This window comes from Phreatobacter sp. GW821-FHT04C01, assembly GCF_059420385.1.
Genome location: NZ_JBWKTP010000001.1, coordinates 619,054 through 642,180 on the forward strand (window position 1 = coordinate 619,054; position 23,127 = coordinate 642,180).

Sequence of the window (23,127 nt, forward strand, 5' to 3'; positions counted from 1 at the left end):
GAGCGCACGCGTTTCCCGCATCAGTCGGCATCAGGCCAGTCACCGGGGTCTTGGAATGATCATCAGCGCGGCGAGGATCGCCTGGGAAGCCTGCGAGCAGTTTCTCGAGGACGACGGCTGGGCGATTTCCAGCCATATCGCGCTCAACGGGCTGATGTCGCTGTTCCCGTTCCTGATCGTGGTGACGGCGCTGGCCGGCCTGTTCGGCTCCAGGGCCTATGCCGACACGGTGACCCAGCTCCTGTTCGAGGCCTGGCCCGAGACCGTCGCACGGCCCATCGCGCACGAGCTCAGCACCGTGCTGACCACGTTCCGGACCGACATCCTGACCTTCGGCGTGCTGCTCTCGGTCTATTTCTCGTCGAACGGCGTCGAGGCCCTGCGCGTGGGCCTCAACCGCTCCTATGACGTGCGCGAAATGCGCTGGTGGTACATGTGCCGGCTCGAATCGATCGGTTATGTGCTGGTCGGCGCGGTGGCCCTGCTGGCGGTCGCCTTCCTGGTCGTGCTCGGGCCGCTGCTCTGGCAGACCGCGGTGCGCCATGCGCCCTGGCTCGCCCCCTTCGGCTGGATCGTGCTGTTCATCCGGGTCGCCGCGGCCTCGCTGGTGCTGATCGTCGCGCTGACCATCGTGCACCTGTTCCTGCCCGCCGGCCGGCGCCGCTTCATGGACGTGCTGCCGGGGATCGTCGTCACCCTGGTGCTCTGGCTGATCGGCGGCGCCATGTTCGGCAGCTATATCGCGAATTTCGTGCAGAACTACGTGAACACCTATGCCGGCCTTGCCTCCGGCATGGTGGCGCTGGTCTTCCTCTATTATCTCGCCGCCATCTTCGTGCTCGGCGGCGAGCTCAACGCGGCCATCTGGCGCGCGCGCGGCCGCATCCTCTGAAGGTTCCGTCGCACCCCTGTCCGGCTGTCATCCTGCTTTTCGCGATCCGTGCGATCCGCTAAGGGCTTGGATCGAACAGCAAGCCTGCACCCGAGGAAATGCCATGGCCAAATTCGTGCCTCCCGTGTCGCCGCTCGCGCCGAAGACGGTGCCGACGCTTCCTGCCATCGACGGCGTGACGCTGGCCACCGCGGAGGCCGGCATCCGCTATAGCGGGCGCACCGATGTGCTGGCGGTGGGGCTTGCCGCCGGCACCACGGTCGCCGGCGTGTTCACCCGGTCGAAATGCCCGTCGGCGCCGGTCGACTGGTGCCGGGCCAATCTCGGCGGCGGCACGGCGCGGGCGCTGGTGGTGAATTCCGGCAATGCCAATGCCTTTACCGGCAAGAAGGGGCGTGATTCGGTCGCGCTGACCGCCAAGATCGCGGCGAAGGCCGCCGGCTGCAAGCAGAGCGAAGTGTTCCTCGCTTCCACCGGGGTGATCGGCGAGCCGCTCGAAGCCAACAAATATGAAGGCGTGCTCGACCGGACCTTCGCGGCCGGCAAGCCGGGCGGCTGGATGGACGCGGCGCGCGCCATCATGACCACCGACACCTTTCCCAAGGTCGCGACCGCGACGGCGAAACTCGGCGCGGCGACGGTGACGATCAACGGCATGGCCAAGGGCGCCGGCATGATCGCGCCCGACATGGCGACCATGCTGTCGTTTGTGTTCACCGATGCGCCGATCGCCGCGGAGGCGCTGCAGGCCTTGCTCGCCAAGGGGGTCAAGACGACCTTCAACACGGTGACGGTCGACAGCGACACCTCGACCTCGGACACGCTCATGCTGTTCGCCACCGGCACGGCCGAGGCGCGTGGTGCTCCGCGTATCGCCACGGCCGGCGACCGCCGGCTCGCCGGCTTCAAGAAGGCGCTCGACGCGGTCCTGGCGGATCTCGCCGAGCAGGTCGCGCGTGACGGCGAGGGCGCCCGCAAGCTGGTCCATGTGGTGGTCAAGGGCGCCGTCTCGAACGCCTCGGCCTTCAAGGTGGCCAAGTCGATCGCCGACTCGCCGCTGGTCAAGACCGCCATCGCCGGCGAGGACGCCAATTGGGGCCGCGTGGTGATGGCGGTGGGCAAGGCCGGCGAGCCGGCCGAGCGTGACAGGCTGTCGATTTCCTTCGGCGATGTCCGCGTGGCGCATCTCGGCGAACGCGACCCGGCCTATGACGAGGCCGCCGCCAGCCGGGTGATGAAGGAGGACGTGATCGTGCTGACCGCCGATCTCGGGCTCGGCCGCGGCACGGCGAAGGTGATGACCTGCGACCTGACCAAGGACTATGTCGCGATCAATGGCGACTATCGCTCGTGACCAAGCGGGACCTGTCGATCCGATGACCCTCAAGCTCGTCTTCGTCGTCGCCTGCGCGCTGGTCGATCAGGACAACCGGATCCTGCTCGCCGAACGGCCCGCCGGAAAGTTGCTGGCGGGCCTCTGGGAGTTCCCGGGCGGCAAGCTGGAGCCGGGCGAGCGGCCGGAGGAGACGCTGATCCGCGAGCTCAACGAGGAGCTCGGCATTACCGTCGAGGAACCGTGCCTGGCGCCACTGACCTTCGCCAGCCACACCTACGAGACCTTCCAGCTGTTCATGCCGCTGTGGGTGTGCCGCAGGTGGCAGGGCAGCGTCCAGGGCCGCGAGGGCCAGAGGCTCGCCTGGGTCAAGCCGGGGCGGCTGCGCGACTATGCCATGCCGGCGGCCGACGAGCCGCTGATCCCGTTCCTGACCGAACTTCTGGGCGAGGCCCGGGACTGACGGCGGGGACGAGCCTTACAGCCGATGACAAAAGGCCGGGCCATGCGTCCGGCCTTTCGCGTTATCGGGCCTGGCGCCGGGCTCAGGCGAAATACTGGCCGCCATTGATGGTCAGGGTCGAGCCGGTGATGAAGCCGCCCTCGTCGGAGGCGAGGAAGGCCACCGCGCGGGCGATCTCGGCGGGCTCGCCGAGCCGACCGACCGGGATCTGCGGCAGGATCTTGGCCTTCAGCACGTCCGGATCGATGGCGGCGACCATCTCGGTGCCGATATAGCCCGGGCAAATGGCGTTGACCGTGATGCCCTTATTGGCATTTTCCTGGGCCAGCGCCTTGACGAAGCCGATGTCGCCGGCCTTGGAGGCGGAATAATTGACCTGCCCCATCTGGCCTTTCTGACCGTTGATCGAGGAGATCACGATGATGCGGCCGAAGGAGCGGGCGCGCATGCCGTCGATGACCGGCCGGGTGACGTTGAACAGGCTGTCGAGATTGGTCCGGATCACCGCCGACCACTGGTCCTTGGTCATCTTGTGGAAGAAGCCGTCGCGGGTGATGCCGGCATTGTTGACCAGCACGTCGATGCCGCCGACCTCTTTCTCGATCGCGGCGACGCCGGCGGCCGAGGCATCGAAGTCGCCGACATCGAATTTGAACACCGGAATGCCGGTCTCCGCCTTGAACTTGGCGGCGGCCTCGTCATTGCCGGCATAGTTGGCGGCGACCTTGTAGCCGGCCGCCTGCAACGCCTTGGATATCGCGCCGCCAATGCCGCGCGTTCCCCCGGTAACCAATGCGACCCGTGCCATGGTGTGTCCCCTCTGTGGGCGTTTTGGAAGGTCAGTTTTCCGATCCCGGCCTCGTAGTGCCAGGTTTTTCTTCAGTTTTTTTGACGGTTTCTTGTCTTGATGCCTCACCCGGAGATGAAGCTTCGCCAGGGGCGGCAATCGCCGCCCCCGTCATGCCATGCAACGCGCTTTCGACGGCGCGCTCAGCGCTCGACGCAGAGGGCGACGCCCATGCCGCCGCCGATGCACAGGGTGGCGAGGCCCTTCTTGGCGTCGCGCTTTTCCATTTCGTGGAGCAGGGTCACCAGGACGCGGGCGCCGGAGGCACCGATCGGATGGCCGATGGCAATGGCGCCGCCATTGACGTTGACCTTGTCGGTATCCCAGCCCATGTCCTTGTTGACCGCGATGGCCTGGGCCGCGAAGGCTTCGTTGGCCTCGACCAGGTCGAGATCCTTCACCGTCCAGCCGGCCTTTTCGAGCGCCTTGCGCGAGGCCGGGATCGGGCCCGATCCCATGATCGCCGGGTCGACGCCGGCGGTCGCCCAGGACTTGACGGTGGCGAGCACCTTCAGGCCGCGCTTGTCGGCTTCGGCGCGGGTCATCAGCACGATGGCGGCGGCGCCGTCATTGATACCGGAGGCATTGCCGGCGGTGACCGTGCCGTCCTTCTTGAAGGCGGGCTTGAGCTTGCCCATGGCTTCGATATTGGCGCCGTCACGAATATATTCGTCGGTATCGACGATCACGTCGCCCTTGCGCGACGAAATGGTCACGGGAACGATCTCGTCCTTGAACTTGCCCGACTTCCTGGCGGCCTCGGCCTTGTTCTGCGACGACACCGCGAAACGATCCTGCTCGTCCTTGGTGATCTGCCACTTCTCGGCGACGTTTTCGGCGGTGATACCCATGTGATAGCCGTGGAAGGCGTCGATCAGGCCATCCTTCAGCATGGAATCGGTCATTTCGAGCGAGCCCATCTTGGTGCCGTTGCGCAGATGCGCGACGTGCGGGGCCATCGACATGCTCTCCTGGCCGCCGGCGACGATGATCTTGGCATCGCCATTGGCGATCTGCTGCATGCCGATCGCGACCGTGCGCAGGCCCGAGCCGCAGAGTTGGTTCAGCGCCCAGGCGGTCTTTTCGGCGGGAATGCCAGCCTTCATGGCGGCCTGGCGGGCGGGGTTCTGGCCCTCGCCGGCGGTCAGGATCTGGCCGAACACGACCTCGTCGACCTCCTCCGGCTTCACCTTGGCACGCTCCAGCGCCGCCTTGATGGCGATCGCGCCCAATTCATGGGCAGGGAGACTGGCGAGCGCGCCGTTGAACGAGCCGACCGGCGTGCGGGCGGCGCCGACGATTACGACTTCCTCGGACATGCATTCCTCCTGTCTCATCATGCCACCGCGCGCGGTGACGATACCTGTCAGGATGAGACCATGTCGGTGATACGGCGGGCCTGTCAACAGAGCCGAATCGCGGATCGGATCCTTGTCGTGCGGGCGCTGCACAAAACCGTGGCAGGTCTTGCGGAAACGTCATAACGTGATGAAACAATGGCATGCGGCGGTATCGGGGCCTCCGCCCAGACCGAGGGGAACGATGGCCAAGAACGATCTGGTCACGATCAAAAAATACGCCAACCGGCGACTCTACAACACCGGTACCTCGACCTATGTGACGCTCGAGGATCTGGCCGTCATGGTGAAGGCCGGCAACGATTTCGTGGTTTACGACGCCAAGACCGGCGACGACATCACCCGATCGGTTCTGGCTCAGATCATCTTCGAGCAGGAGAACAAGGACGGGCAGAACATGCTGCCGGTGGCGTTTCTGCGCCAGCTGATCCGCTTCTACGGCGACAGCATGCAGCTTCTGGTGCCGCGTTTCCTCGAGCTGTCGATCGACAGCCTGTCGAAGGAGCAGGACAAGCTGCGCGGCCAGCTCGGCACGGCTTTCGGCGCCAACCCGCTGGTCCAGCCGTTCGAGGCCCACGTGCGTCGCAACATGGAAATGTTCGAGCGCGCCTTCTCGATCTTCTCGCCTTTCGCCAAGCGCGACGAGCGGACCGGGGCCGAGGCGGCGGCCGACGAGACGAAGCCGGCTCCGGCCGCGCCGTCGCCGTCGTCGGCTCCGGCCAAGGACGGCGATATCGACGAGTTGAAGCACCAGCTCGCGGAAATGCAGCGCAAGCTGGAAAGCCTGTCGCGCAAGTAGAGTCGGTCGCGGCGCGTCACGCCTGGGGGCCTTGCCCGGGTGTGGCGCTTGCCAGCCAGGGGCGCGCTTCGCTCGCGCTGCCGGTATGGACGCCTTGCAGGTAGTCGCAGCCGAGCTCGGTGAGCGCGCGGGCGACGGCTTCGTTCGGGACCCATTCGGCGACCGTGTTCAGCCCCATGTGGCGGGCAAGGCCCAGCAGCGTCGCGACGAAGTGGCGGTCATCCTCGCCGCGCTCGAAATTCTCGACAAAGGCGCCGTCGATCTTGACGCAATTGACGCCGAGCCGGCGCAGGTTGCGGAACGAGGTGTAGCCGGCGCCGAAATCGTCAATGGCGACGGCAAGCCCCAGTCCCTGGACCTTGGCGACGAAATGACGGGTGTCCTCGACATTGGCGATGGCCTCCGTCTCGGTGATCTCGACGGTCAATCGCTGGGCGATGTCGGGATGAAGCTTCACCGCGGCGGCGAGCGCGTCGAGCCAGTCATGATCCATGGTGGTGGCCGGCGCGACATTGACCGACAGCCGCAAGCCCGGCGCGGCCACGAGCTCGCCAACCGCAAGTTCCAGGACGCGCTGGTCGATCAGGCGGATCAGGCCGAGCTTTTCGGCGACCGGCACGATGGTGCTGGCCGGCAATAGCGAGCCGTCGCCGCGGCGGATGCGCAGCAGGCACTCGTAGGATGACACCTCGCGCGGGTCGCGGGCGGCGACGATCGGCTGAAAGGCGAGGCTGATCCGCTGGTCGTTGAGCGCGGCGACGATCTCGTCGGTGATCCGGAGGTTCTCCCGCCGGCTCTGCTCGCGCTCCAGATTGGGCTGGTAGGCCTGGAAGGCGCCGCGCCTGCGCGCCTTGACGCCGTCGAGGGCCTCCTGGGCCCGCCCCATCACGGCGGTCAGGTCGGCGGCATGGCGCGGCGCGATCACGCCGCCCATGGTCACCGTGATCGAGATCGGCCCGGCGGGTGTGGCGAAGACGTCGTCGCGCACGCCCGCCAGAATGCGCTCGGCGGCGGTGGCCATCTCGTCGGGCTGGCAGTTGCGCATGATGATGCCGAACTTGTTGCCCGACAGCCGGCCGATGAGGTCGCCGCCACGCATGCGCGAGCGGATGCGCCGGCCGACCGCGGCAATGATCTCGTCGGCCCGGTCGAAGCCATAGGCCTCGTTGATGCGCGCCAGGTTGTCGATCGCCGCGATCAGGAAGCCGATCGAGCCGCGGACTTTCTGTGCGTCGTCGAGCGTCGTTTCCAGCACTTCGCAGAAGCGATGGCGCGACAGCTGGCCGGTCAGCGGGTCGATCTCGCTCGCGGCGGCCAGCTTGCGGCGGTGCTCGTAGCGGTCGGTGATGATGCGGACCGTGCCGTGGGCGTGCAGCGGCCGGCCGCCGGACGAGGCGAACCAGCGACCGGAATCCTCGACCCAATGGGTCACGCCGGGCCGGGGCGACAAGGCATATTCGATTTCGTAGGCGACGCCGTCGCCATGGTCGGTGCCGGGCGAATTGACCACGGCCTCGTAGCGACCGGCGGGCGATTCGGCGGCCAGCATCTGGGCGTAGCCACGCCCGGTGGCGAATCGCGTCATGTCGTCGACCGCAAAGACCGCCGCGGCGTTGCCGCTCCAGGTCAGCCGGTCGGAGGGAACCGCCCATTCATAGGTCGCGGTCCCGACCGACGAGAGGATGGCGTTGGTGCTGGAATCGCCGGCCACGTCGCGGTCGAGCTCCGCAACGTCCGATCTGGCGATCGCCGCATCACCCATGTCCACAGCTTTATCCGTTCCAGCCCGACCCGCAGCTTCTCTATCAAGCCGGGAAAAGTATGAATGAAGCGTGTCGATGGGAGACTGCGTCGTTCGGCCTCGACACCGGCGCGCCGGTGGTTGTACTCCGGTTCGTCGGCCGTTTCTTACCAGGCTGTGCCAATTCGGTACGAATCAGGCGGGCACGCGGCTTGCGGGAACCCCTCCGCCGGCACATGTCCGCCGGCCCCAGATCGGGAGCGTTCATGGCGATCAGCGGCGTCAAGGCCGATGCGGGTATCCGGTGGGGTCGCCGCTGGACGGACCGGCCGCGGGCTGCCGAACGCCGCGGCGCCGCGCCCGCCGCCGAAGCGCCGGCATCAACAGGTCTCACCGTCGTGCAGGAGCCGGCGGCGGAACGGCGCCGGGCCGCGGGGCGGCCCCTGACATCGGCTTTCGCTACCCAATTGCTGGCCGGCCTGATGACCGAGCCCGAGACCCGGACGGGCCGCCGGGTGCGGGTCGAGGCGGCGGAGGCCCGCTACCAGGCCAATATGCCCGGAGCAACACCTCGCGGCACGCTGGTCCGCCGCGAGGCCTGACGGCAACGGATCAATAGCCGAGGGCCGAACCGTCCTTGCGCGGATCGGAGCCGCCGATCAGGAAGCCCGACCGGTCGATGCGGATCATCTGACCGCCGCCGATCGGCTTGGTGGTGATCTCGACGTCGTGGTCCATGGCGCGCAGCTTGGCGATGGTCGCTTCCGGCCAGGTCGGCTCGACCGTGGTCTTCTCGCCCTCGAAGAAGGCGCGCGGCGCATCGATCGCGGCCTGCGGGTCCATGCCGTAGTCGAACATGTTGGCGACCACATGGGCATGGCCCGAGGACTGGTAGCTGCCGCCCATCACGCCGAAGCTGGTGGTCACCTCGCCGTTCTCCACCAGCATGGCGGGAATGATGGTGTGCATCGGCCGCTTGCCCGGGCCGATGCAATTGGCATGACCCTCCTCGAGGCGGAAGCCGGCGCCGCGGTTCTGCAGGAGGATGCCGGTATCGGGCGTGCAGATCTTCGAGCCGAAATGGTGGAAGATCGAATTGATGAAGGAGACCGCCATGCGGTCGCGATCGACAATGGTGCAATAGATCGTGTCGGAGCCCGGCGGCGGCGGCACCAGGAGCGGCGTGCGCCTGGCCGGGTCGATCATGCCGGCCAGCGTTTTGGCGAAGTCCTTACTGGTCAGCTGGTCGACGCTGTAGCGCATATGAGCGGGATCGGCGATGTGCTGGTCGCGCACGGCATAGGCCAGGCGCGCCGCCTCGATGCCGAGATGCAGCCGTTCCGGCGACAGCGGGTTCATGCTGCGCAGGTCGAAATTTTCCAGGATGTTGAGCAGGATCAGCGCGGTGATGCCCTGGCCGTTGGGCGGCAGCTCGACCACCTCGACGCCCTTGTAGCTGGAGCGGGCCGGGGTCTCGACCGTGCCGTGGTGGCCGGCCAGGTCCTCGAGCGTCAGCAGGCCGCCCTTGGCGCGCACGGTCTTGACGATATCCTCGGCGACACGGCCCTCGTAGAAGCCCTTGGCGCCTTCCTTGGCGATGGTCTCGAGCGTCGCACCGAGCGCCGCGCTGGTCATCCGGTCGCCGGCCATCGGCGCCCGGCCGTTCAGCAGGTAGTGGCGGCTCGCGCCCTCGTCCTTGGCCAGCGCCTCGGCATCGGCGGCCCAGTCGAAGGCGACGCGCGGGGTGACCGGCCAGCCCTGCTTGGCGTAGCGGATCGCCGGCTGCAGCACGCGGCCGAGGTCGAACTTGCCATGCGCCTTGAGGATCGCTTCCCAGGCCTCGATGGCGCCCGGCACGGTGACGGCGTGGACGGAATCGATGGGGATCGAGGTCAAGCCCTGTGCCCGCAGCGCCGCCGGCTCGGCGGCCTTGGCCGCGCGGCCGGAGCCGTTATAGCCCCAGATCGGCTTGCCCGGCCTGGAAACCAGCGCGAAGCAGTCGCCGCCGATGCCGGTCATGTGCGGCTCGACCACCGCCATGACGCCGACCGCGGCGATGGCGGCGTCGGCGGCGGTGCCGCCGGCCCGCATCATCTCGACCGCGGCGGCAGTCGCCAGCGGATGCGAGGTCGCGGCCATGGCTTCGGTGGCGTAGACCGGCGAACGGCCGGGCTTGTGGAAATCGCGCATCTGCACCGTCATGGAGCGTCCTCCGACCGGGCCTTCCGCTGCGGCCCGAAACCTGTCATGACCGGCTTTTCGCGGCGGTCTATTGTGGCAGCCCTAACACAAGCGTCCCCGGCCGCGCCATGGCTCCGGCGGACCGTCATTCTGCGCCCGGTGCAAGGCTCCATGCCTGTCCGATAACCTGTCTGGAGACGTCGATGACCCATCTTACGCTCGCTTCCGCCCGCACGATTGTCGAGAAGGCGCTGGCCTTCGCCCATGAGAAGAGCTTCAAGCCGATCGGCGTGGTGGTGGTGGATGCGCGCGGCGCCGTGCGCATGACCGTGGTCGAAGACAACAATGCGCTGCTGCGCGCCGACATCGCCCATGGCAAGGCCTATGGCTGCGTGGCCGTCGGGGTCGGTGGCCGCATGCTGCAGAAATTCGCGGTCGAGCGGCCGCATTTCGTCACGGCGCTGGGCGGTCTCACCCATGACCGGATCACTCCGGTGCCCGGCGGCGTGCTGATCCGCGACGGTTCGGGCGCGATCATCGGCGCCGTCGGAATTTCCGGCGATACCTCTGACAATGACGAGCTGGCGGCGATCGCCGGCATCGAGGCGGCCGGCTTCAAGGCCGATACCGGCGCCTGAGCCTCGCGCCGGGCCACCAACAAAAAAGCCGGTCGCGAGACCGGCTTTTTTCATGAGGCGAAGCGCGTCAGCGCCCCGGATCAGTCGTTGGTCGTGGTCTTCGGCTTCAGGATCTGCTTGCCGCGATACATGCCGGTCTTCAGATCGACGTGATGCGGACGGCGCAGATTGCCCGAGTCCTTGTCCTCGACATAGGTCGGAGCCTTGATGGCGTCGTGCGAACGGCGCATGCCCTGACGCGACGGCGATGTTTTTCTTCTCGGAACGGCCATGGATGTCTCTCCAGCGGGGCCACAGGACCAAGGGCCACGCGGCACGCAAATTCGTAAGTCGCGGGCCTATACACGACTTCCGCCCAGGGTTCCAGAGGGAATCTGGCCTGGTCCTCGCGGCGCCACGATGGTCAGGACGTCGGCGAGCACGATCAGGCCCGGTCGTTCGACATAACCGACCAGGCCGCGCCGGCCATTGGCCGCCTTGATGAAACCGAATTCATGGGCCGGCACGCCCGACCGGGCGGCGATCGCCCGGCCCGACTGCCGGCACGGCGCGTTATAGGCGGTCACGACGATGGTCGCGCCTGATGGCGCCATCAGCCGGGACATCGGGGCGAGCGCGGACAGCCTGTCGAGGCCGGAGACGGTCAGGTTGGCGCCGATCCATTCGGCCGGCAGCTTTGCCAGCCCCAGGGCGGCTGCGGTTTCAGCCAGTTCCTCGTCCGCGAGGACCGACAGCTGCCGGTCGTTGCGGATCACCGTGCCGCGCGGATGCCAGGGCTCGCGCGCGCCGGTCCTGCGGGTCGGGCCGGCATGGATGTCGCCGGCGATGCCGTCCAGCGTCAGCGCGAGCCGGTCGATCGCCCGCGAGACGAAATCGCGTCCGCCGGCGAAATAGAGGCCGGTCACGGTGACGGTCGGAGCCATCGGCACCTCCTTGACCGGGCCTTCAGCCGCGATAGGCGAATTGCAGCAGCAGCGTGCGCTGGAGGAACGAGAAATTGTTGTCCGAAATCAGGGTCAGAATGGTGTCGCCATTGCCGTCGCGATGAACGGCGAGGCCTTCCATGTTGTCGATCTGCGCGCTCAGATCGGCCGACATGACGATAGGCCCGTCAATCGTGGCGCCCGGCCGGATATTGGCCGAATCGATGCGGCGGATGCGCACGCCGAGGCCCCGCCACACCGAAAACCAGCGCTCCAGGATCAGCAGGTCGCCATTCGGCAGGAAGGCCAGATCGGTGACGTCGAAGTCGTTGGTGCGCTTGACGAAAAATTCGCGTGGCGGCGAGGTGAACAGAAAGCCCCTGATATCGCCCTGGTCGTTCAGGCCGCGCTCGGAAATGGCGATCAGCGTACCGGCGAGCGGCGAGGGCCGCTGCAATACGCCGAGCGCTTCGATGCCGCGATTGCCGGGCAGCCGCCGGTCGCCCATGGGTACCGGCGAGGGCACGCCCCGGGCGGTCAGGCCGTCGCGGCCGAACGTGTCGAAACGGAAGATGCGGTGGGTCCGCTCGACACCGACATAGGCCGTGCCGCCCTCGATCCAGAGCGACTCGACGTCCCAGTTGCCGGTATCGGCCAGGGACCGGCCGTTTGGCCCGAGGATCGCCGCCATGCGCGCCTGCGACAGCCCGGCGGGCTTACGGCCCTCCATGTCGATGCGGGTGGTCAGCCATTGGCCGTTGTCGGTGATCGCGGTCAGCCGCTGGCCGGCCGCATCGGTGCGGATCGAGGAGATGCCGCCGAAGCCGCGATAATCGGACTGCAGCTCCAGCCCGCCACGATATTCGAGCCGGCCGAAGACGGTCTTGGCCGGTTCGCCGGGCGCGAAGACATTGATCGGGAAGGACCGGATGGTGATGTCGACCGGCGCGCCGGGCACGGCCGGCTTGGCGGCGGCGCCCGATGGCGCCGGGACCGTGAGCAAGGCGGTGCCCATCGCGCCCAGCAGGCCGCGCCGCGACCAGGAGCGGGTGCCTTGCCGCTGCCGGTCACGCGCGGACGCCGGCTCCCCGCCGGGGAGCGATCGGCGCGGCGGCCCGTCCAGGCCCCGGTCGGCCATCAGGCGACCTTGCGGCGGCGGGGCGGGGCTGCGGGCTCGCTGCCGTCGGCGGCTTCGTCGAACAGTTCGGCGAGCTTTTCGGTCATGGCGCCGCCCAGTTCCTCGGCATCCACAATGGTCACCGCGCGACGGTAGTAGCGGGTCACGTCATGGCCGATGCCGATGGCGATCAGTTCGACCGGCGAGCGGGTCTCGATTTCCTCGATGACCCAGCGCAGGTGCCGCTCGAGGTAGTTGCCGGGGTTCACCGACAAGGTGGAATCGTCGACCGGCGCGCCGTCCGAGATCATCATCAGGATCTTGCGCTGTTCGGAGCGCGCGAGAAGGCGCTTATGCGCCCAATCCAGCGCCTCGCCGTCGATATTCTCCTTGAGCAGCCCCTCGCGCATCATCAGGCCGAGATTCTTGCGCGCGCGCCGCCAGGGCGCGTCGCCCGACTTGTAGATGATGTGCCGGAGGTCGTTGAGGCGGCCGGGATTGGCCGGCTTGCCGTTCTGCAGCCAGAATTCGCGCGCCTGCCCGCCCTTCCAGGCGCGGGTGGTAAAGCCGAGGATCTCGACCTTGACGCCGCAGCGCTCCAGCGTGCGGGCCAGGATATCGGCGCAGGTCGCCGCCACCGTGATCGGCCGGCCGCGCATGGAGCCGGAATTGTCGAGCAGCAGCGTCACCACCGTGTCGCGGAAATTGGTGTCGCGCTCGCGCTTGAACGACAGCGCGGCCATCGGGTCCATGATGACCCGCGGCAGGCGCGAGGGATCGAGCACGCCCTCTTCCAGGTCGAAGTCCCAGGCGCGGTTCTGCTGCGCCATCAGGCGGCGCTGCAGGCGGTTGGCGAGCCGGGCGACGACCGGGCCGAGATGACTCAGCTGCTTGTCGAGATAGGCGCGCAGCCGATCCAGCTCTTCCGCGTCGCAGAGGTCCGGCGCGTCGATGATTTCGTCGAATTTCGCCGTGAAGGGCTTGTAGTCCGGGCCCTTGCGTTCATTGCCCTGGGATTTCGGCCGCCACGGCTCGCTCGCCTCGTCGGCGTCGCCCATGTCGTTTTCGTCCGGCAGTTCGGCGGTCTGCGCGTCGGAAGCCTCCTGAGCGCCATCCGGCGACTCGTCGGACATCTCCTCGGCATCCTCCATCTGCATGCCTTCGGAGGATTCCTCCTGCTGGCTGTCGGGGCTCTCGCCGGATTCGGGCGAATCCTGTTCCTGGTTCTCCGAATCATCGTCGTTGTCGTCGTCGGAACTGCCCCTCTCGTCGCCCATGTCGAGCGAGGTCAGCAGCTCCCGGACCGCCTTGCCGAAGGCGCGCTGGTCGCCTTCGAGGCCGACGAGCTTTTCCAGGTTCGGGCCGGCCTTGGCCTCGATCGTGTCTTTCCAGAGATCGACGATCCGGGCGGCCTCGGCCGGCGCCTTCAGGCCGGTCAGGCGCTGGCGCACCATCAAAGCGAGCGCGTCCTCAAGCGGCGCATCGGCCTTGTCGGTGATGTCCTCGTATTTGCCGAGCCGATGATAATGGTCTTCCAGGCGGGCGGTCAGGTTCTGCGCGACGCCGGCCATGCGGTTGGCGCCGATCGCCTCGATGCGGGCGCTCTCCACCGCCTCGAAGACGGCACGCGCCGCCTGGCCTTCGGGCACCATGGCGCGGTGGACCTTGGGATTGTGCACGGCGAGCCTGAGCGCCATGGCATCGCCATGGCCGCGGACGATGGCCGCGTCATGCGCCGACATCTTGCGCGGCGGTTCCGGCAGGCGCGCCTTGTCGCCGGCCAGCCCCGGCTTGTCCGAGGCATAGGTGACCTCGAGATCCTCGCGGCGGGCGATGGCGCGCATGCAGGAGGCGACGGACCGCTTGAACGGCTCGGTCGGGCTTTCCTTGGGCGATGGCTTGGCCTTGGAATTGGAACTCACGGAAGGTCCTTCTTCAACCAGATGCGGCGATGGCCGGGCGGAAATTCGGCCAGTTCGCCGAAGATCTCGTAGCCGAGACCCTGATAAAATCCGTCGGCCTGGAAGCTGAACGTGTCGACATAGACATGCCTGGCGCCGCGGCTCGCGGCGATAGCCTCGGCCCGCTGCATCAGCTCCGTGCCGAAACCGCCGCCGCGAACGGCTTCATCGAGCCAGAGGAGTTCGATGAAGCACCAGTTCCAGATGGTGTAGGCGACGATGCCGCCGCGGATCTCGTCCTCGTCGTCACGGACCGACACGGCGAAGCGCTTGTACTTCGATGTGCCGGCCTTGGCCCTGTTATAGGCGACGAGGCCCTTGACCACGGCACGGGCGGCTTTCGCGGTCGCCTTTTCATCGACGACGCGCACCGCCCGTACTCCCTTCAGCTCAGCGCCACGTTGACCGCGCTCTCCGGCAGCTCCTGGCCGAAACAGCGCTGATAGAACTCGGCGACCAGCGAGCGTTCCATCTCGTCGCACTTGTTCAGGAAGGTCAGCCGGAAGGCGAAGCCGATATCCTTGAAGATGTCGGCGTTCTCGGCCCAGGTCAGCACCGTGCGCGGCGACATGACGGTCGACAGGTCGCCGTTCATGAAGGCGTTGCGGGTGAGATCGGCCACCCGCACCATCTTGTTGACCTGGTCGCGGCCCTCGGCGGTCTTGGCGAAGGTCTTGGCCTTGGCCAGGATGATGCCGACCTCGTTGTCATGGGGCAGATAGTTCAGCGTGGTGACGATCGACCAGCGGTCCATCTGCGCCTGGTTGATCTGCTGGGTGCCGTGATAGAGGCCGGTGGTGTCGCCGAGACCGACCGTGTTGGCAGTGGCGAACAGCCGGAACGACGGGTGCGGGCGGATCACCCGGCTCTGGTCGAGCAGGGTCAGGCGGCCGGACGATTCCAGCACGCGCTGAATGACGAACATCACGTCCGGGCGGCCGGCGTCATATTCGTCGAAGCAGAGCGCGACATTGTGCTGGTAGGCCCAGGGCAGGATGCCGTCGCGGAACTCGGTGATCTGCTTGCCGTCCTTCAGCACGATCGCGTCCTTGCCGACGAGATCGATACGCGAGACGTGGCTGTCGAGGTTGACGCGCACGCAGGGCCAGTTCAGCCGGGCGGCGACCTGCTCGATATGGGTCGACTTGCCGGTGCCGTGGAAGCCGGAGACCATGACGCGCCGGTTATGGGCAAAGCCCGCCAGGATCGCGAGCGTCGTCGGCTTGTCGAACAGGTAATCCGTATCGAGATCCGGCACGTGATCGTCCGGCTTGGAAAAGGCCGGAACGGTCATATCCGAATCGATGCCGAACACCTTCCGCACCGACACCGTGGTATCCGGGGTCCCGGTACCTTTTTCAGGCTGCACTGTCACGAAAACCTCCGATACCGCGCACATCGCGGCGAGCCGTTTTTTTCAAATCGGATTGACCTTAACAGATCGCGGGTCGCGCCCGGAAGGCCGCCGCATGCGGGAATGCCATTCGCATTATTGATGCGTCCAATCAGCAGAAGCCAACAGACTTGAGATAATTATAGGCCTGAATGATCTCGCGCAGCTTGTCCTCGCGCGAGCGGTCGCCGCCATTGGCGTCCGGATGAAGCCGTTTGGCGAGCTCCTTGAAGCGGGCCTTGATCTCGGCCGCCGTCGCATGGATGTCGAGATTGAGCGCGGTCAGCGCCTTGCGCTCGGCATTGCGAATGAGCCGGCCTTCGGGCTCGACGGGGCTTGCGCCCTGCGGCCGCCAGTCCTCGCCGTCGAACATGCCGAAGGGGTCGGCCGCGCCGCGCGGGCCCATATGGACATGCGGTTCCGGCCGCCGTCCCTTCTTGCTCCAGGAGTTGACGCCCATGCTCCAGGTCGGCCGGTGGCCGGTGATGGCGTCCTTCTGATAGGCGGCCACCGCCGCGTCGTTCATGCCGGCGAAATAATTGTAGGTGGCGTTGTACTCGCGTACGTGGTCGAGGCAGAACCAGACGAATTCACCCTCCCGGTCGCGGCCGAGCGGCGCGCGATGGGTCGCCTCGCAGCCACAGCCCTTGAAGCCGCAGACGCGCATGCCGGGGCGGGCCTGGGCGCGGCGGTCGTCCTCGGGCTTGACGCGGATGCGATCGAAATAGGGTGATGCGATTTTCATGAGGTTCAGTTTCGAAACGGGTGCCAATTATGGGGGCGCCGCGTCGAAGCGGCAAGACGAGTCGGACCGGTGGCGGTCCGACGGCTGATGCGGTGACCGTCGACGGGGCTGGTCTGCAGCCCGGTCGCATTGACCGGCGCCGAGGCGCCGGCGCAGGTTCGGTGCCCCGAGGACGTGCCCGGAGGACCATGCATGCCGATCGTTCTGCGCTCGTCGCCAGCTTCGCCGTTCGGGCGCAAGATCACGCTGGCGCTGGCCCATCTGGGTCTTGCCGACCTGGTGACGGTCGCAGCCGCCGATACGATGGAGGCCGGCGACGCCCTGCGCTTGCAGAACCCCCTGGGCAAGATACCGGTGCTGATCCTGGAGGATGGCACGGCGATCTATGACAGCCGCGTCATCCTCGAATATCTGGATATCCTGGGTGGCGGAAACAAGATCATCCCGGCCGATCCGAAGGCACGCATCCAAGCGCTGACCCTGCAGGCCCTGGCCGACGCCATTCTCGATGCCGGCATCCTGCTGCGCTACGAGACCATGTTCCGCTCCGAAGAGCGGCGCGAGCCGCGCTGGCTCGATCATCAGCAAGGCAAGGTGGCGCGCGGCCTGGAAGCGCTGGAGGCGATGCCGCCCGAGCTCGGCGTCACCGTCGGAACGATCGCGCTCGCCTGCGCGCTGGGCTATCAGGACATCCGGTTCCAGGGCGCCTGGCGCGCCAGATGCCCGAATCTCGCCGGCTGGCTTGAGGCCTTCATCCGGCAAATGCCGGCGGCCTGGGAAAAAACCAAACCGATCCTGTAGGGCATGCGCTCAGCCCGGCTGGGCGAAGGTGCAGTCGACCACGGTGTTGGTGAGCTGGCGCACACGCCGGCGGCGGTCGACATTCTCGCAGAGCGGCGCGGCGTTGGCGCCGCCGGCGACCGTGCCGTCGCAGGAGACGGAATCGGTCTGGCCGTTCGGTTTCTGGAAGGTGCAGGTGACCTGGCAGATCATCGGGCGCTGCGAATTGTTGGTGGCGGTGACATGAATGCGGGCGCCGCGTTCGGCCGTGCCGCAAAAGGCGGTGGTCTCGGGCTGGGGCGGGGGCGCGACGACCTGCTCGGGCGCGCTGGCGCAGCCGGACAGGACGAAGAATGCGGAAGCAAAAGCTGCACGGCGCATGGCGGCCTCCTGTCGGCACAGGCAAGCCCGAGCTTCCCCCGCCGATGAGGCGATAGCAAGGCATGCCGCACGCATGGCGCGAGCCCGCGCCGGCCGGCGCGATCCAGCGTCCTAGCCGAGCCAGTCGACGCTGCGGCCATGGGCGTCGCCCCTGGCAAGCAGCCGCTCGGTTCCGTCGGGCCAGAGCCGGAGGGTCAGGCGCGGCCCGGTGTCCTCGAACTGTTCGAAGGCCAGCCAGGCGAGCGGCGTGTCCCGTCCGGCGGTCCGGCCGAGGCGCTCCATATGGGCGGCGATGCGCGCCTTGGCGGCTTCGGGGAAATATTGATAGGCGATCGAGTGGAACAGCACCCGGACGCTGCCGGGCGGCGGCGCGGCGACAAGCACGGCTTCGACCCAGTCGGCGGCGTCGGCCGGCTCGACCGGGACGGGCGCGGCCTCGGCGATGGCGATGGCCGCCTGCGTGCGGGCCAGCCGCTCCGCCTGGTCGGCCCAGACATAGGCCATGAGCCGTTCCCGGTCGCGGGCATTGCCGATATCGAGCGGCGACCGGTCGCAGGCGCGCCGCGCGACGATGCGCGGTTCGGCCCCCGCGGGCGCGCCGCCGGTCCATTTCGGCGCGAGCAGCACCGGCGAGCCGGGCTTGCCGGCCTGGCGCCCGCCGAGGTCATAGGCATAGCGGTCGCCGATCGAGTTCAGGCCGGCGCTGGCGCCGAGCTCGAACAGGGCGAGCGGCAGGCCGGTCGCCGCCGCGATCTCCATGAAGCCGGCATGGAGCGCGGCGCTGCGGGCGACCTCGTTGGTCTGCGGCGGCGACGCGAGCCAGGCGGCAATGGCATCGTCCTGCGCGGCGATGGTCTCAAGAGCGATCCGGCGCAAGACGACGATGTCGGGCGTGGGATAAGGCGGGTAGGCGCGGACGAGCGCGTCGGGCGCGCCGCGCCGGGCCAGGGCATGCAGGGCGCCGGCAAGCCTGAGCGGCACGGCGTCGACGCGCGCATCCGCCCGGCCCTGCCAGTCGAGAATGGTCCGTCCGGTCAGGGTCGACCGGTCGAGCGCCGGTCCGATCGCCGCCATCAGGCTGGCGGTGAACGGCGAGCCGAGTTTGGCGCACCAGATCGCCTGTTGCGCGAAGGCTTCGCGGGCGGCCTCGTCGGTGGTCATCAGCTCACTCCAGCCCGAATTTCAACGCGGCGGCGGCGGCCAGGGGGCCGAGCACAAGGCTGATCAGCGACAGTGCGACCAGCACCGCGAAGGGCGCGCCGAACGGCGCCGGTCCGGTGATCGCGGCGCTGGTCGCGGCGACCCCGAAGATCAGTACGGGAATGGTCAGCGGCAGGATCAGGATCGCCATCAGCAAGCCGCCGCGGCGCAGGCTGACGGCCAGCGCCGCGCCGATGGTGCCGAGCCCGGTGAGCGCCGGCGTGCCGGCGAGCAGCGTCAGTGCCACGGCGCCCATCGCCTCCGGCGGCACGTTCATCAGGAGGCCGAGCAGCGGCGCGGCGACGACCAGCGGCAGGCCGGTCGCCAGCCAGTGGGCGGCGGCCTTGGCCATGACCACCAGGGCGAGCGGCGTCTCGGCCATCATCAGGAGGTCCATCGAGCCGTCGTCGGCATCGGCCTGGAACAACCGGTCGAGGCCGAGCAAGGTCGCCAGCAGCGCGCCGATCCAGAGGATCGCCGGTCCGATGCGGGCGAGCAGGTTCATGTCCGGCCCGACGCCGAAGGGCACGATGGTGACCACCGCGAGAAAAAAGACCACGCCGACCATGGCGCCACCGCCGACCCGGGTGGCGAGCCGCAGGTCGCGCAGGAACAGGGCCGACAGCGCCGGCGTCATGCCGGATCTCCGATGCCGAGCTCACGCGCCGCGATGCCGAGCGGGCCATGGGTCGCGGCCAGGATCAGCCCGCCGCCGGCGAGGTGCTCGGTCATGATCCCGGCGAGCACCGTCTGGCTCGCCTGGTCGAGCGCCGCGGTCGGCTCGTCGAGCAGCCAGATCGGCCGCTTCACGCTGATGAGCCGGGCGAGCGCCAGGCGGCGGCGCTGGCCGGCGGAAAGATAACCGGCAGGCAGATCGGCGAGGTGATCGAGGCCGAGGCGGCCGAGGGCATCGCCGGTTCTGCCGGCGCCGGTTTTGCCGCCGCCCAGGAAGGCGGTCCAGAACGACAGGTTCTCGGCGACCGTCAGGGCGCCCTTGAAGGCATCCTGGTGGCCGCAATAATGCGCCTGCTCGCCGATATCGGCCTCCGGGTCGCCGCCGTCGAAACTGAGCCGTCCGGCTTCGACGCGTACCAGACCTGCAATCATGCGCAGCAGACTCGACTTGCCCGCGCCGTTGCGGCCGACGACCTGCACGGCCTCGCCGGCGGCGACTTCAAAGCTCAAATCCCGGAAAACGATCCGGCCGCCGCGCTGGCAGGTGAGGGCATCAGCGTTGAGACGCATCATGCTGATTTCTTACGCGACGAAGGGGTAAGCGGCGAGAGCGCGATGAATGCTTCTAACCATATGGCGGGTTGATTGGAATCCCTCTATAACGCCGGCGATTGGTCGCCGCGCCCCCTTGGGTTCCCTGACTACGCCCGAAGCTTCGGACGCGATGTCGGCCTTCTGGATGAAGGGATCATCGCCTCATGTCGCTCGACAGCTTCAAGGCCCGCAAGACGCTCAAGGTCGGTACCAAGAGCTATGTTTATTACAGTCTGAAGGATGCCGAGAAGAACGGGCTGAAGGGTATTTCGGCGCTGCCCTTCTCGATGAAGGTGCTGCTCGAGAACCTGCTGCGCGCCGAGGACGGCCGCTCGGTCACCAAGGCCGACATCGAGGGCGTCGCCGCCTGGCTCAACGACAAGGGCAAGGCCGGCAAGGAAATCGCCTTCCGCCCGGCACGCGTGCTGATGCAGGACTTCACCGGCGTGCCGGCGGTGGTCGATCTGGCCGCCATGCGCGACGCCATGAAGTCGCTCGGCGGCGATCCGCAGAAGATCAATCCGCTGGTGCCGGTCGACTTGGTGATCGACCATTCGGTGATCGTCGACGAATTCGGCTCGGCCAAGGCGTTCAAGAAGAACGTCGACCTGGAATATCAGCGCAATGGCGAACGCTACCGCTTCCTGAAATGGGGCCAGCAGGCGTTCAAGAATTTCTCCGTCGTGCCGCCCGGCACCGGCATCTGCCATCAGGTCAACCTGGAATACCTGTCGCAGACGGTATGGACCCGCAAGGAAAAGGTCTCCAAGGTCGTCCGCGGCAAGAAGACCTCCGAGACCGTCGAGGTCGCCTATCCCGATACGCTTGTCGGCACCGACAGCCACACCACCATGGTCAACGGCCTGGCCGTGCTCGGCTGGGGCGTCGGCGGCATCGAGGCTGAAGCCGCCATGCTCGGCCAGCCGCAATCCATGCTGCTGCCGGAAGTGATCGGCTTCAAGCTGACCGGCAGGCTGAAGGAAGGCGTCACGGCGACCGACCTGGTGCTGACCGTTACCCAGATGCTGCGCAAGAAGGGCGTGGTCGGCAAATTCGTCGAATTCTTCGGCAACGGCCTCAACAACATGACGCTGGCCGACCGCGCGACGATCGCCAACATGGCGCCGGAATATGGCGCGACCTGCGGCTTCTTCCCGGTCGACGACGAGACGCTGAACTACCTGACGACCTCGGGCCGCAAGAGCCAGCGCATCGCGCTGGTGGAGAAATATGCCAAGGCGCAGGGCCTGTTCCGCACCAAGGGCGTGGCGGATCCGGTGTTCACCGATACGCTCGAACTCGACCTCGGCTCGGTCGTGCCGTCGATGGCAGGTCCGAAGCGTCCCGAGGGCCGGGTCGCGCTGGAAGCGGTCGGCGCCGGTTTCACCGCGGCCATGGAGACCGACTACAAGAAGGCGGCCGAGCTGTCGCGCCGCGTCAAGGTCGAGGGCCGCGACTTCACCATCGGCCATGGCGACGTGGCGATCGCGGCGATCACGTCGTGCACCAACACCTCCAATCCGGCGGTGCTGTTCGCCGCCGGCCTGCTCGCCCGCAACGCGGTGGCCAAGGGCCTGAAGACCAAGCCCTGGGTGAAGACGTCGCTGGCGCCCGGCAGCCAAGTGGTCGCCGAATATCTGGCGAATTCCGGCCTGCAGAAGGATCTCGACAAGCTCGGCTTCAACCTGGTCGGTTTCGGCTGCACCACCTGCATCGGCAATTCCGGCCCGCTGCCGGCCGAGATTTCCAAGGCGATCAACGACCAGGGCCTGATCGCGGCCGCCGTGCTCTCCGGCAACCGCAATTTCGAAGGCCGCGTGTCGCCCGACGTCCAGGCCAACTATCTCGCCTCGCCGCCGCTGGTGGTCGCCTATGCGCTGGCCGGCTCGGTCCAGATGGACCTGACCAAGGAGCCGCTCGGCACCGACAAGAAGGGCCAGCCGGTCTATCTGAAGGACATCTGGCCGTCGTCGAAGGAGATCCAGGCCTTCATCGCCAAGAACGTCACCAAGAAGCTGTTCAAGGAAAAATACGCCGACGTGTTCAAGGGCGACGCCAACTGGGCCAAGGTCAAGGCGCCGACCGGCCAGACCTATACCTGGGACGACCACTCCACCTATGTGCAGAACCCGCCCTATTTCGTCGGCATGGGCATGAAGCCGGCCGGTGTCAGCGACATCAAGGGCGCACGCATCCTCGGCCTGTTCGGCGACAAGATCACCACCGACCACATCTCGCCGGCCGGTTCGATCAAGGCGGCGAGCCCGGCGGGCAAATACCTGCTCGACAACAAGGTGGATGTCGCCGACTTCAACCAGTACGGCACGCGGCGCGGCAATCACGAGGTGATGATGCGCGGCACCTTCGCCAATATCCGCATCCGCAACTTCATGATGGGGCCGAACGGCAAGGAAGGTGGCTACACCATCCACTATCCCACCAAGGAAGAGATGCCGATCTACGACGCGGCGATGAAGTACCGCCAGGAGAAGGTGCCGCTGGTGGTGTTCGCCGGTGTCGAATATGGCAACGGTTCGTCGCGCGACTGGGCGGCCAAGGGCACCAATCTTCTCGGGGTCCGGGCGGTCATCGCGCAGTCGTTCGAGCGCATCCATCGTTCGAACCTGGTCGGCATGGGCATCGTTCCCTTCACCCTCGAAGACGGCACGACCTGGGCCTCGCTCGGCCTGAAGGGCGACGAGACCGTTTCGATCAAGGGGCTCGAAACCGTCAAGCCGCGCCAGAAGATGGAAGCCGAAGTCACCTTCGCCGACGGCAAGGTCAAGAAGGTGCCGATCCTCTGCCGTATCGATACGCTCGACGAGATCGACTATTTCAAGAACGGCGGCATCCTGCAGTACGTGCTGCGCGATCTCGCGGCCTGATGCCGGGCCGGATCGACCGGATGCGGCGGTCGCGGGTTGTCCCCGCGGCCGTCGCTTCGCCTTCGGCCGCCGGGGTTATCACGCGCGCTTGTGGGGTTTTCACCCAACCGTGACTCGCCTGACCCCACCGTGCGGGCTAGGACAAAACCTGGGCAGGGTTAAGTTTCGATCGGGGCGAAGACCGATGCATAAGGCAAAGATTTGGGGCGGGCTATTACTTG

The 23,127-nt window shown here is 67.2% G+C and carries 23 protein-coding genes; 8 read left to right on the plus strand and 15 right to left on the minus strand.

All coding sequences use genetic code 11. The features are described 5' to 3' along the window. Positions 1-55: 55 nt before the first annotated feature. The 3 genes from AC07WJ_RS02890 to AC07WJ_RS02900 all read left to right on the plus strand — a co-directional run bounded on the left by AC07WJ_RS02890 (position 56) and on the right by AC07WJ_RS02900 (position 2,688). On the plus strand, positions 56-892 hold the full coding sequence (locus AC07WJ_RS02890; RefSeq protein ID WP_494933022.1) for a YihY/virulence factor BrkB family protein: 837 nt from the start codon (positions 56-58) through the stop codon (positions 890-892). A 103-nt stretch (positions 893-995) separates the two neighbouring features. After that, positions 996-2,246, plus strand: a complete 1,251-nt coding sequence (gene argJ / locus AC07WJ_RS02895; protein ID WP_494933023.1) for a bifunctional glutamate N-acetyltransferase/amino-acid acetyltransferase ArgJ — start codon at positions 996-998, stop codon at positions 2,244-2,246. A 22-nt stretch (positions 2,247-2,268) separates the two neighbouring features. Continuing rightward, positions 2,269-2,688: a (deoxy)nucleoside triphosphate pyrophosphohydrolase gene (locus AC07WJ_RS02900; protein ID WP_494933024.1), complete on the plus strand. Its 420-nt coding sequence runs from the start codon at positions 2,269-2,271 to the stop codon at positions 2,686-2,688. Between the two features lie 82 nt (positions 2,689-2,770). Here the strand turns inward: AC07WJ_RS02900 and phbB are convergent, their stop codons facing one another. Together phbB and AC07WJ_RS02910 are read right to left on the minus strand one after the other, a co-directional pair. Then, positions 2,771-3,496, minus strand: a complete 726-nt coding sequence (gene phbB / locus AC07WJ_RS02905; RefSeq protein ID WP_494933025.1) for an acetoacetyl-CoA reductase — start codon at positions 3,494-3,496, stop codon at positions 2,771-2,773. A 182-nt stretch (positions 3,497-3,678) separates the two neighbouring features. Next, positions 3,679-4,854: an acetyl-CoA C-acetyltransferase gene (locus tag AC07WJ_RS02910; RefSeq protein ID WP_494933026.1), complete on the minus strand. Its 1,176-nt coding sequence runs from the start codon at positions 4,852-4,854 to the stop codon at positions 3,679-3,681. Between the two features lie 223 nt (positions 4,855-5,077). Between AC07WJ_RS02910 and phaR the strand changes: the two genes are divergently transcribed. Further along, on the plus strand, positions 5,078-5,692 hold the full coding sequence (gene phaR / locus AC07WJ_RS02915; protein WP_494933027.1) for a polyhydroxyalkanoate synthesis repressor PhaR: 615 nt from the start codon (positions 5,078-5,080) through the stop codon (positions 5,690-5,692). Positions 5,693-5,708: 16 nt separating this feature from the next. On the opposite strand, the gene AC07WJ_RS02920 is transcribed toward phaR, so the two are convergent. Beyond that, the gene (locus AC07WJ_RS02920) at positions 5,709-7,454 is read right to left on the minus strand and encodes an EAL domain-containing protein (RefSeq protein WP_494933819.1); all 1,746 of its coding nucleotides are present in this window, start codon (positions 7,452-7,454) and stop codon (positions 5,709-5,711) included. Between the two features lie 245 nt (positions 7,455-7,699). On the opposite strand from AC07WJ_RS02920, the gene AC07WJ_RS02925 reads away from it, so the two are divergent. Beyond that, positions 7,700-8,035 carry a hypothetical protein gene (locus AC07WJ_RS02925; RefSeq protein WP_494933028.1) on the plus strand — a complete coding sequence of 112 codons (336 nt, stop codon included), beginning with the start codon at positions 7,700-7,702 and terminating at the stop codon, positions 8,033-8,035. A 10-nt stretch (positions 8,036-8,045) separates the two neighbouring features. Here the strand turns inward: AC07WJ_RS02925 and ggt are convergent, their stop codons facing one another. After that, entirely contained in the window at positions 8,046-9,635 is a 1,590-nt protein-coding gene (gene ggt / locus AC07WJ_RS02930; RefSeq protein WP_494933029.1) for a gamma-glutamyltransferase, read from the minus strand. 182 nt (positions 9,636-9,817) lie between these two features. Here ggt and AC07WJ_RS02935 point away from each other — a divergent pair, with 182 nt between their 5' ends. Further along, positions 9,818-10,252 carry a GlcG/HbpS family heme-binding protein gene (locus AC07WJ_RS02935; protein ID WP_494933030.1) on the plus strand — a complete coding sequence of 145 codons (435 nt, stop codon included), beginning with the start codon at positions 9,818-9,820 and terminating at the stop codon, positions 10,250-10,252. Positions 10,253-10,332: 80 nt separating this feature from the next. Here AC07WJ_RS02935 and rpmF read toward each other — a convergent pair whose 3' ends face one another. From rpmF to AC07WJ_RS02970, 7 genes are all read right to left on the minus strand, one after another. Continuing rightward, a complete protein-coding gene (gene rpmF, locus AC07WJ_RS02940) occupies positions 10,333-10,524 on the minus strand; it encodes a 50S ribosomal protein L32 (protein WP_136960069.1) in 192 nt (63 codons plus the stop codon). Positions 10,525-10,590: 66 nt separating this feature from the next. Further along, positions 10,591-11,175 (minus strand): MOSC domain-containing protein, encoded by a 585-nt coding sequence (locus tag AC07WJ_RS02945; protein ID WP_494933031.1) that lies wholly within the window; start codon positions 11,173-11,175, stop codon positions 10,591-10,593. Positions 11,176-11,197: 22 nt separating this feature from the next. Then, complete coding sequence (locus AC07WJ_RS02950; RefSeq protein WP_494933032.1) at positions 11,198-12,313, minus strand: esterase-like activity of phytase family protein; 1,116 nt, start codon at positions 12,311-12,313, stop codon at positions 11,198-11,200. Further along, complete coding sequence (gene cobT, locus AC07WJ_RS02955; protein ID WP_494933033.1) at positions 12,313-14,214, minus strand: cobaltochelatase subunit CobT; 1,902 nt, start codon at positions 14,212-14,214, stop codon at positions 12,313-12,315. Before cobT ends, AC07WJ_RS02950 begins: the two co-directional genes overlap by 1 nt. Beyond that, the gene (locus AC07WJ_RS02960; protein ID WP_494933034.1) at positions 14,211-14,624 is read right to left on the minus strand and encodes a GNAT family N-acetyltransferase; all 414 of its coding nucleotides are present in this window, start codon (positions 14,622-14,624) and stop codon (positions 14,211-14,213) included. Before AC07WJ_RS02960 ends, cobT begins: the two co-directional genes overlap by 4 nt. Positions 14,625-14,638: 14 nt before the next feature. Further along, positions 14,639-15,652 carry a cobaltochelatase subunit CobS gene (cobS, locus tag AC07WJ_RS02965; RefSeq protein ID WP_494933035.1) on the minus strand — a complete coding sequence of 338 codons (1,014 nt, stop codon included), beginning with the start codon at positions 15,650-15,652 and terminating at the stop codon, positions 14,639-14,641. A gap of 106 nt (positions 15,653-15,758) precedes the next feature. Next, complete coding sequence (locus tag AC07WJ_RS02970) at positions 15,759-16,391, minus strand: J domain-containing protein (RefSeq protein ID WP_494933036.1); 633 nt, start codon at positions 16,389-16,391, stop codon at positions 15,759-15,761. A gap of 192 nt (positions 16,392-16,583) precedes the next feature. On the opposite strand from AC07WJ_RS02970, the gene AC07WJ_RS02975 reads away from it, so the two are divergent. Next, positions 16,584-17,192: a glutathione S-transferase family protein gene (locus AC07WJ_RS02975; RefSeq protein WP_494933037.1), complete on the plus strand. Its 609-nt coding sequence runs from the start codon at positions 16,584-16,586 to the stop codon at positions 17,190-17,192. A gap of 9 nt (positions 17,193-17,201) precedes the next feature. Here AC07WJ_RS02975 and AC07WJ_RS02980 read toward each other — a convergent pair whose 3' ends face one another. The 4 genes from AC07WJ_RS02980 to ccmA form a co-directional block, all read right to left on the minus strand. Then, positions 17,202-17,552, minus strand: coding sequence for a hypothetical protein (locus tag AC07WJ_RS02980; RefSeq protein ID WP_494933038.1), 351 nt, complete (start codon positions 17,550-17,552; stop codon positions 17,202-17,204). Between the two features lie 111 nt (positions 17,553-17,663). After that, a complete protein-coding gene (locus AC07WJ_RS02985; protein ID WP_494933039.1) occupies positions 17,664-18,713 on the minus strand; it encodes a DUF2332 domain-containing protein in 1,050 nt (349 codons plus the stop codon). A gap of 4 nt (positions 18,714-18,717) precedes the next feature. Then, positions 18,718-19,389 carry a heme exporter protein CcmB gene (gene ccmB, locus AC07WJ_RS02990; RefSeq protein ID WP_494933040.1) on the minus strand — a complete coding sequence of 224 codons (672 nt, stop codon included), beginning with the start codon at positions 19,387-19,389 and terminating at the stop codon, positions 18,718-18,720. Further along, a complete protein-coding gene (gene ccmA, locus AC07WJ_RS02995; protein WP_494933820.1) occupies positions 19,386-19,997 on the minus strand; it encodes a heme ABC exporter ATP-binding protein CcmA in 612 nt (203 codons plus the stop codon). Before ccmA ends, ccmB begins: the two co-directional genes overlap by 4 nt. 188 nt (positions 19,998-20,185) lie before the next feature. Here ccmA and acnA point away from each other — a divergent pair, with 188 nt between their 5' ends. Beyond that, positions 20,186-22,906 (plus strand): aconitate hydratase AcnA, encoded by a 2,721-nt coding sequence (gene acnA, locus AC07WJ_RS03000; protein WP_494933041.1) that lies wholly within the window; start codon positions 20,186-20,188, stop codon positions 22,904-22,906. Positions 22,907-23,127 lie beyond the last annotated feature (221 nt).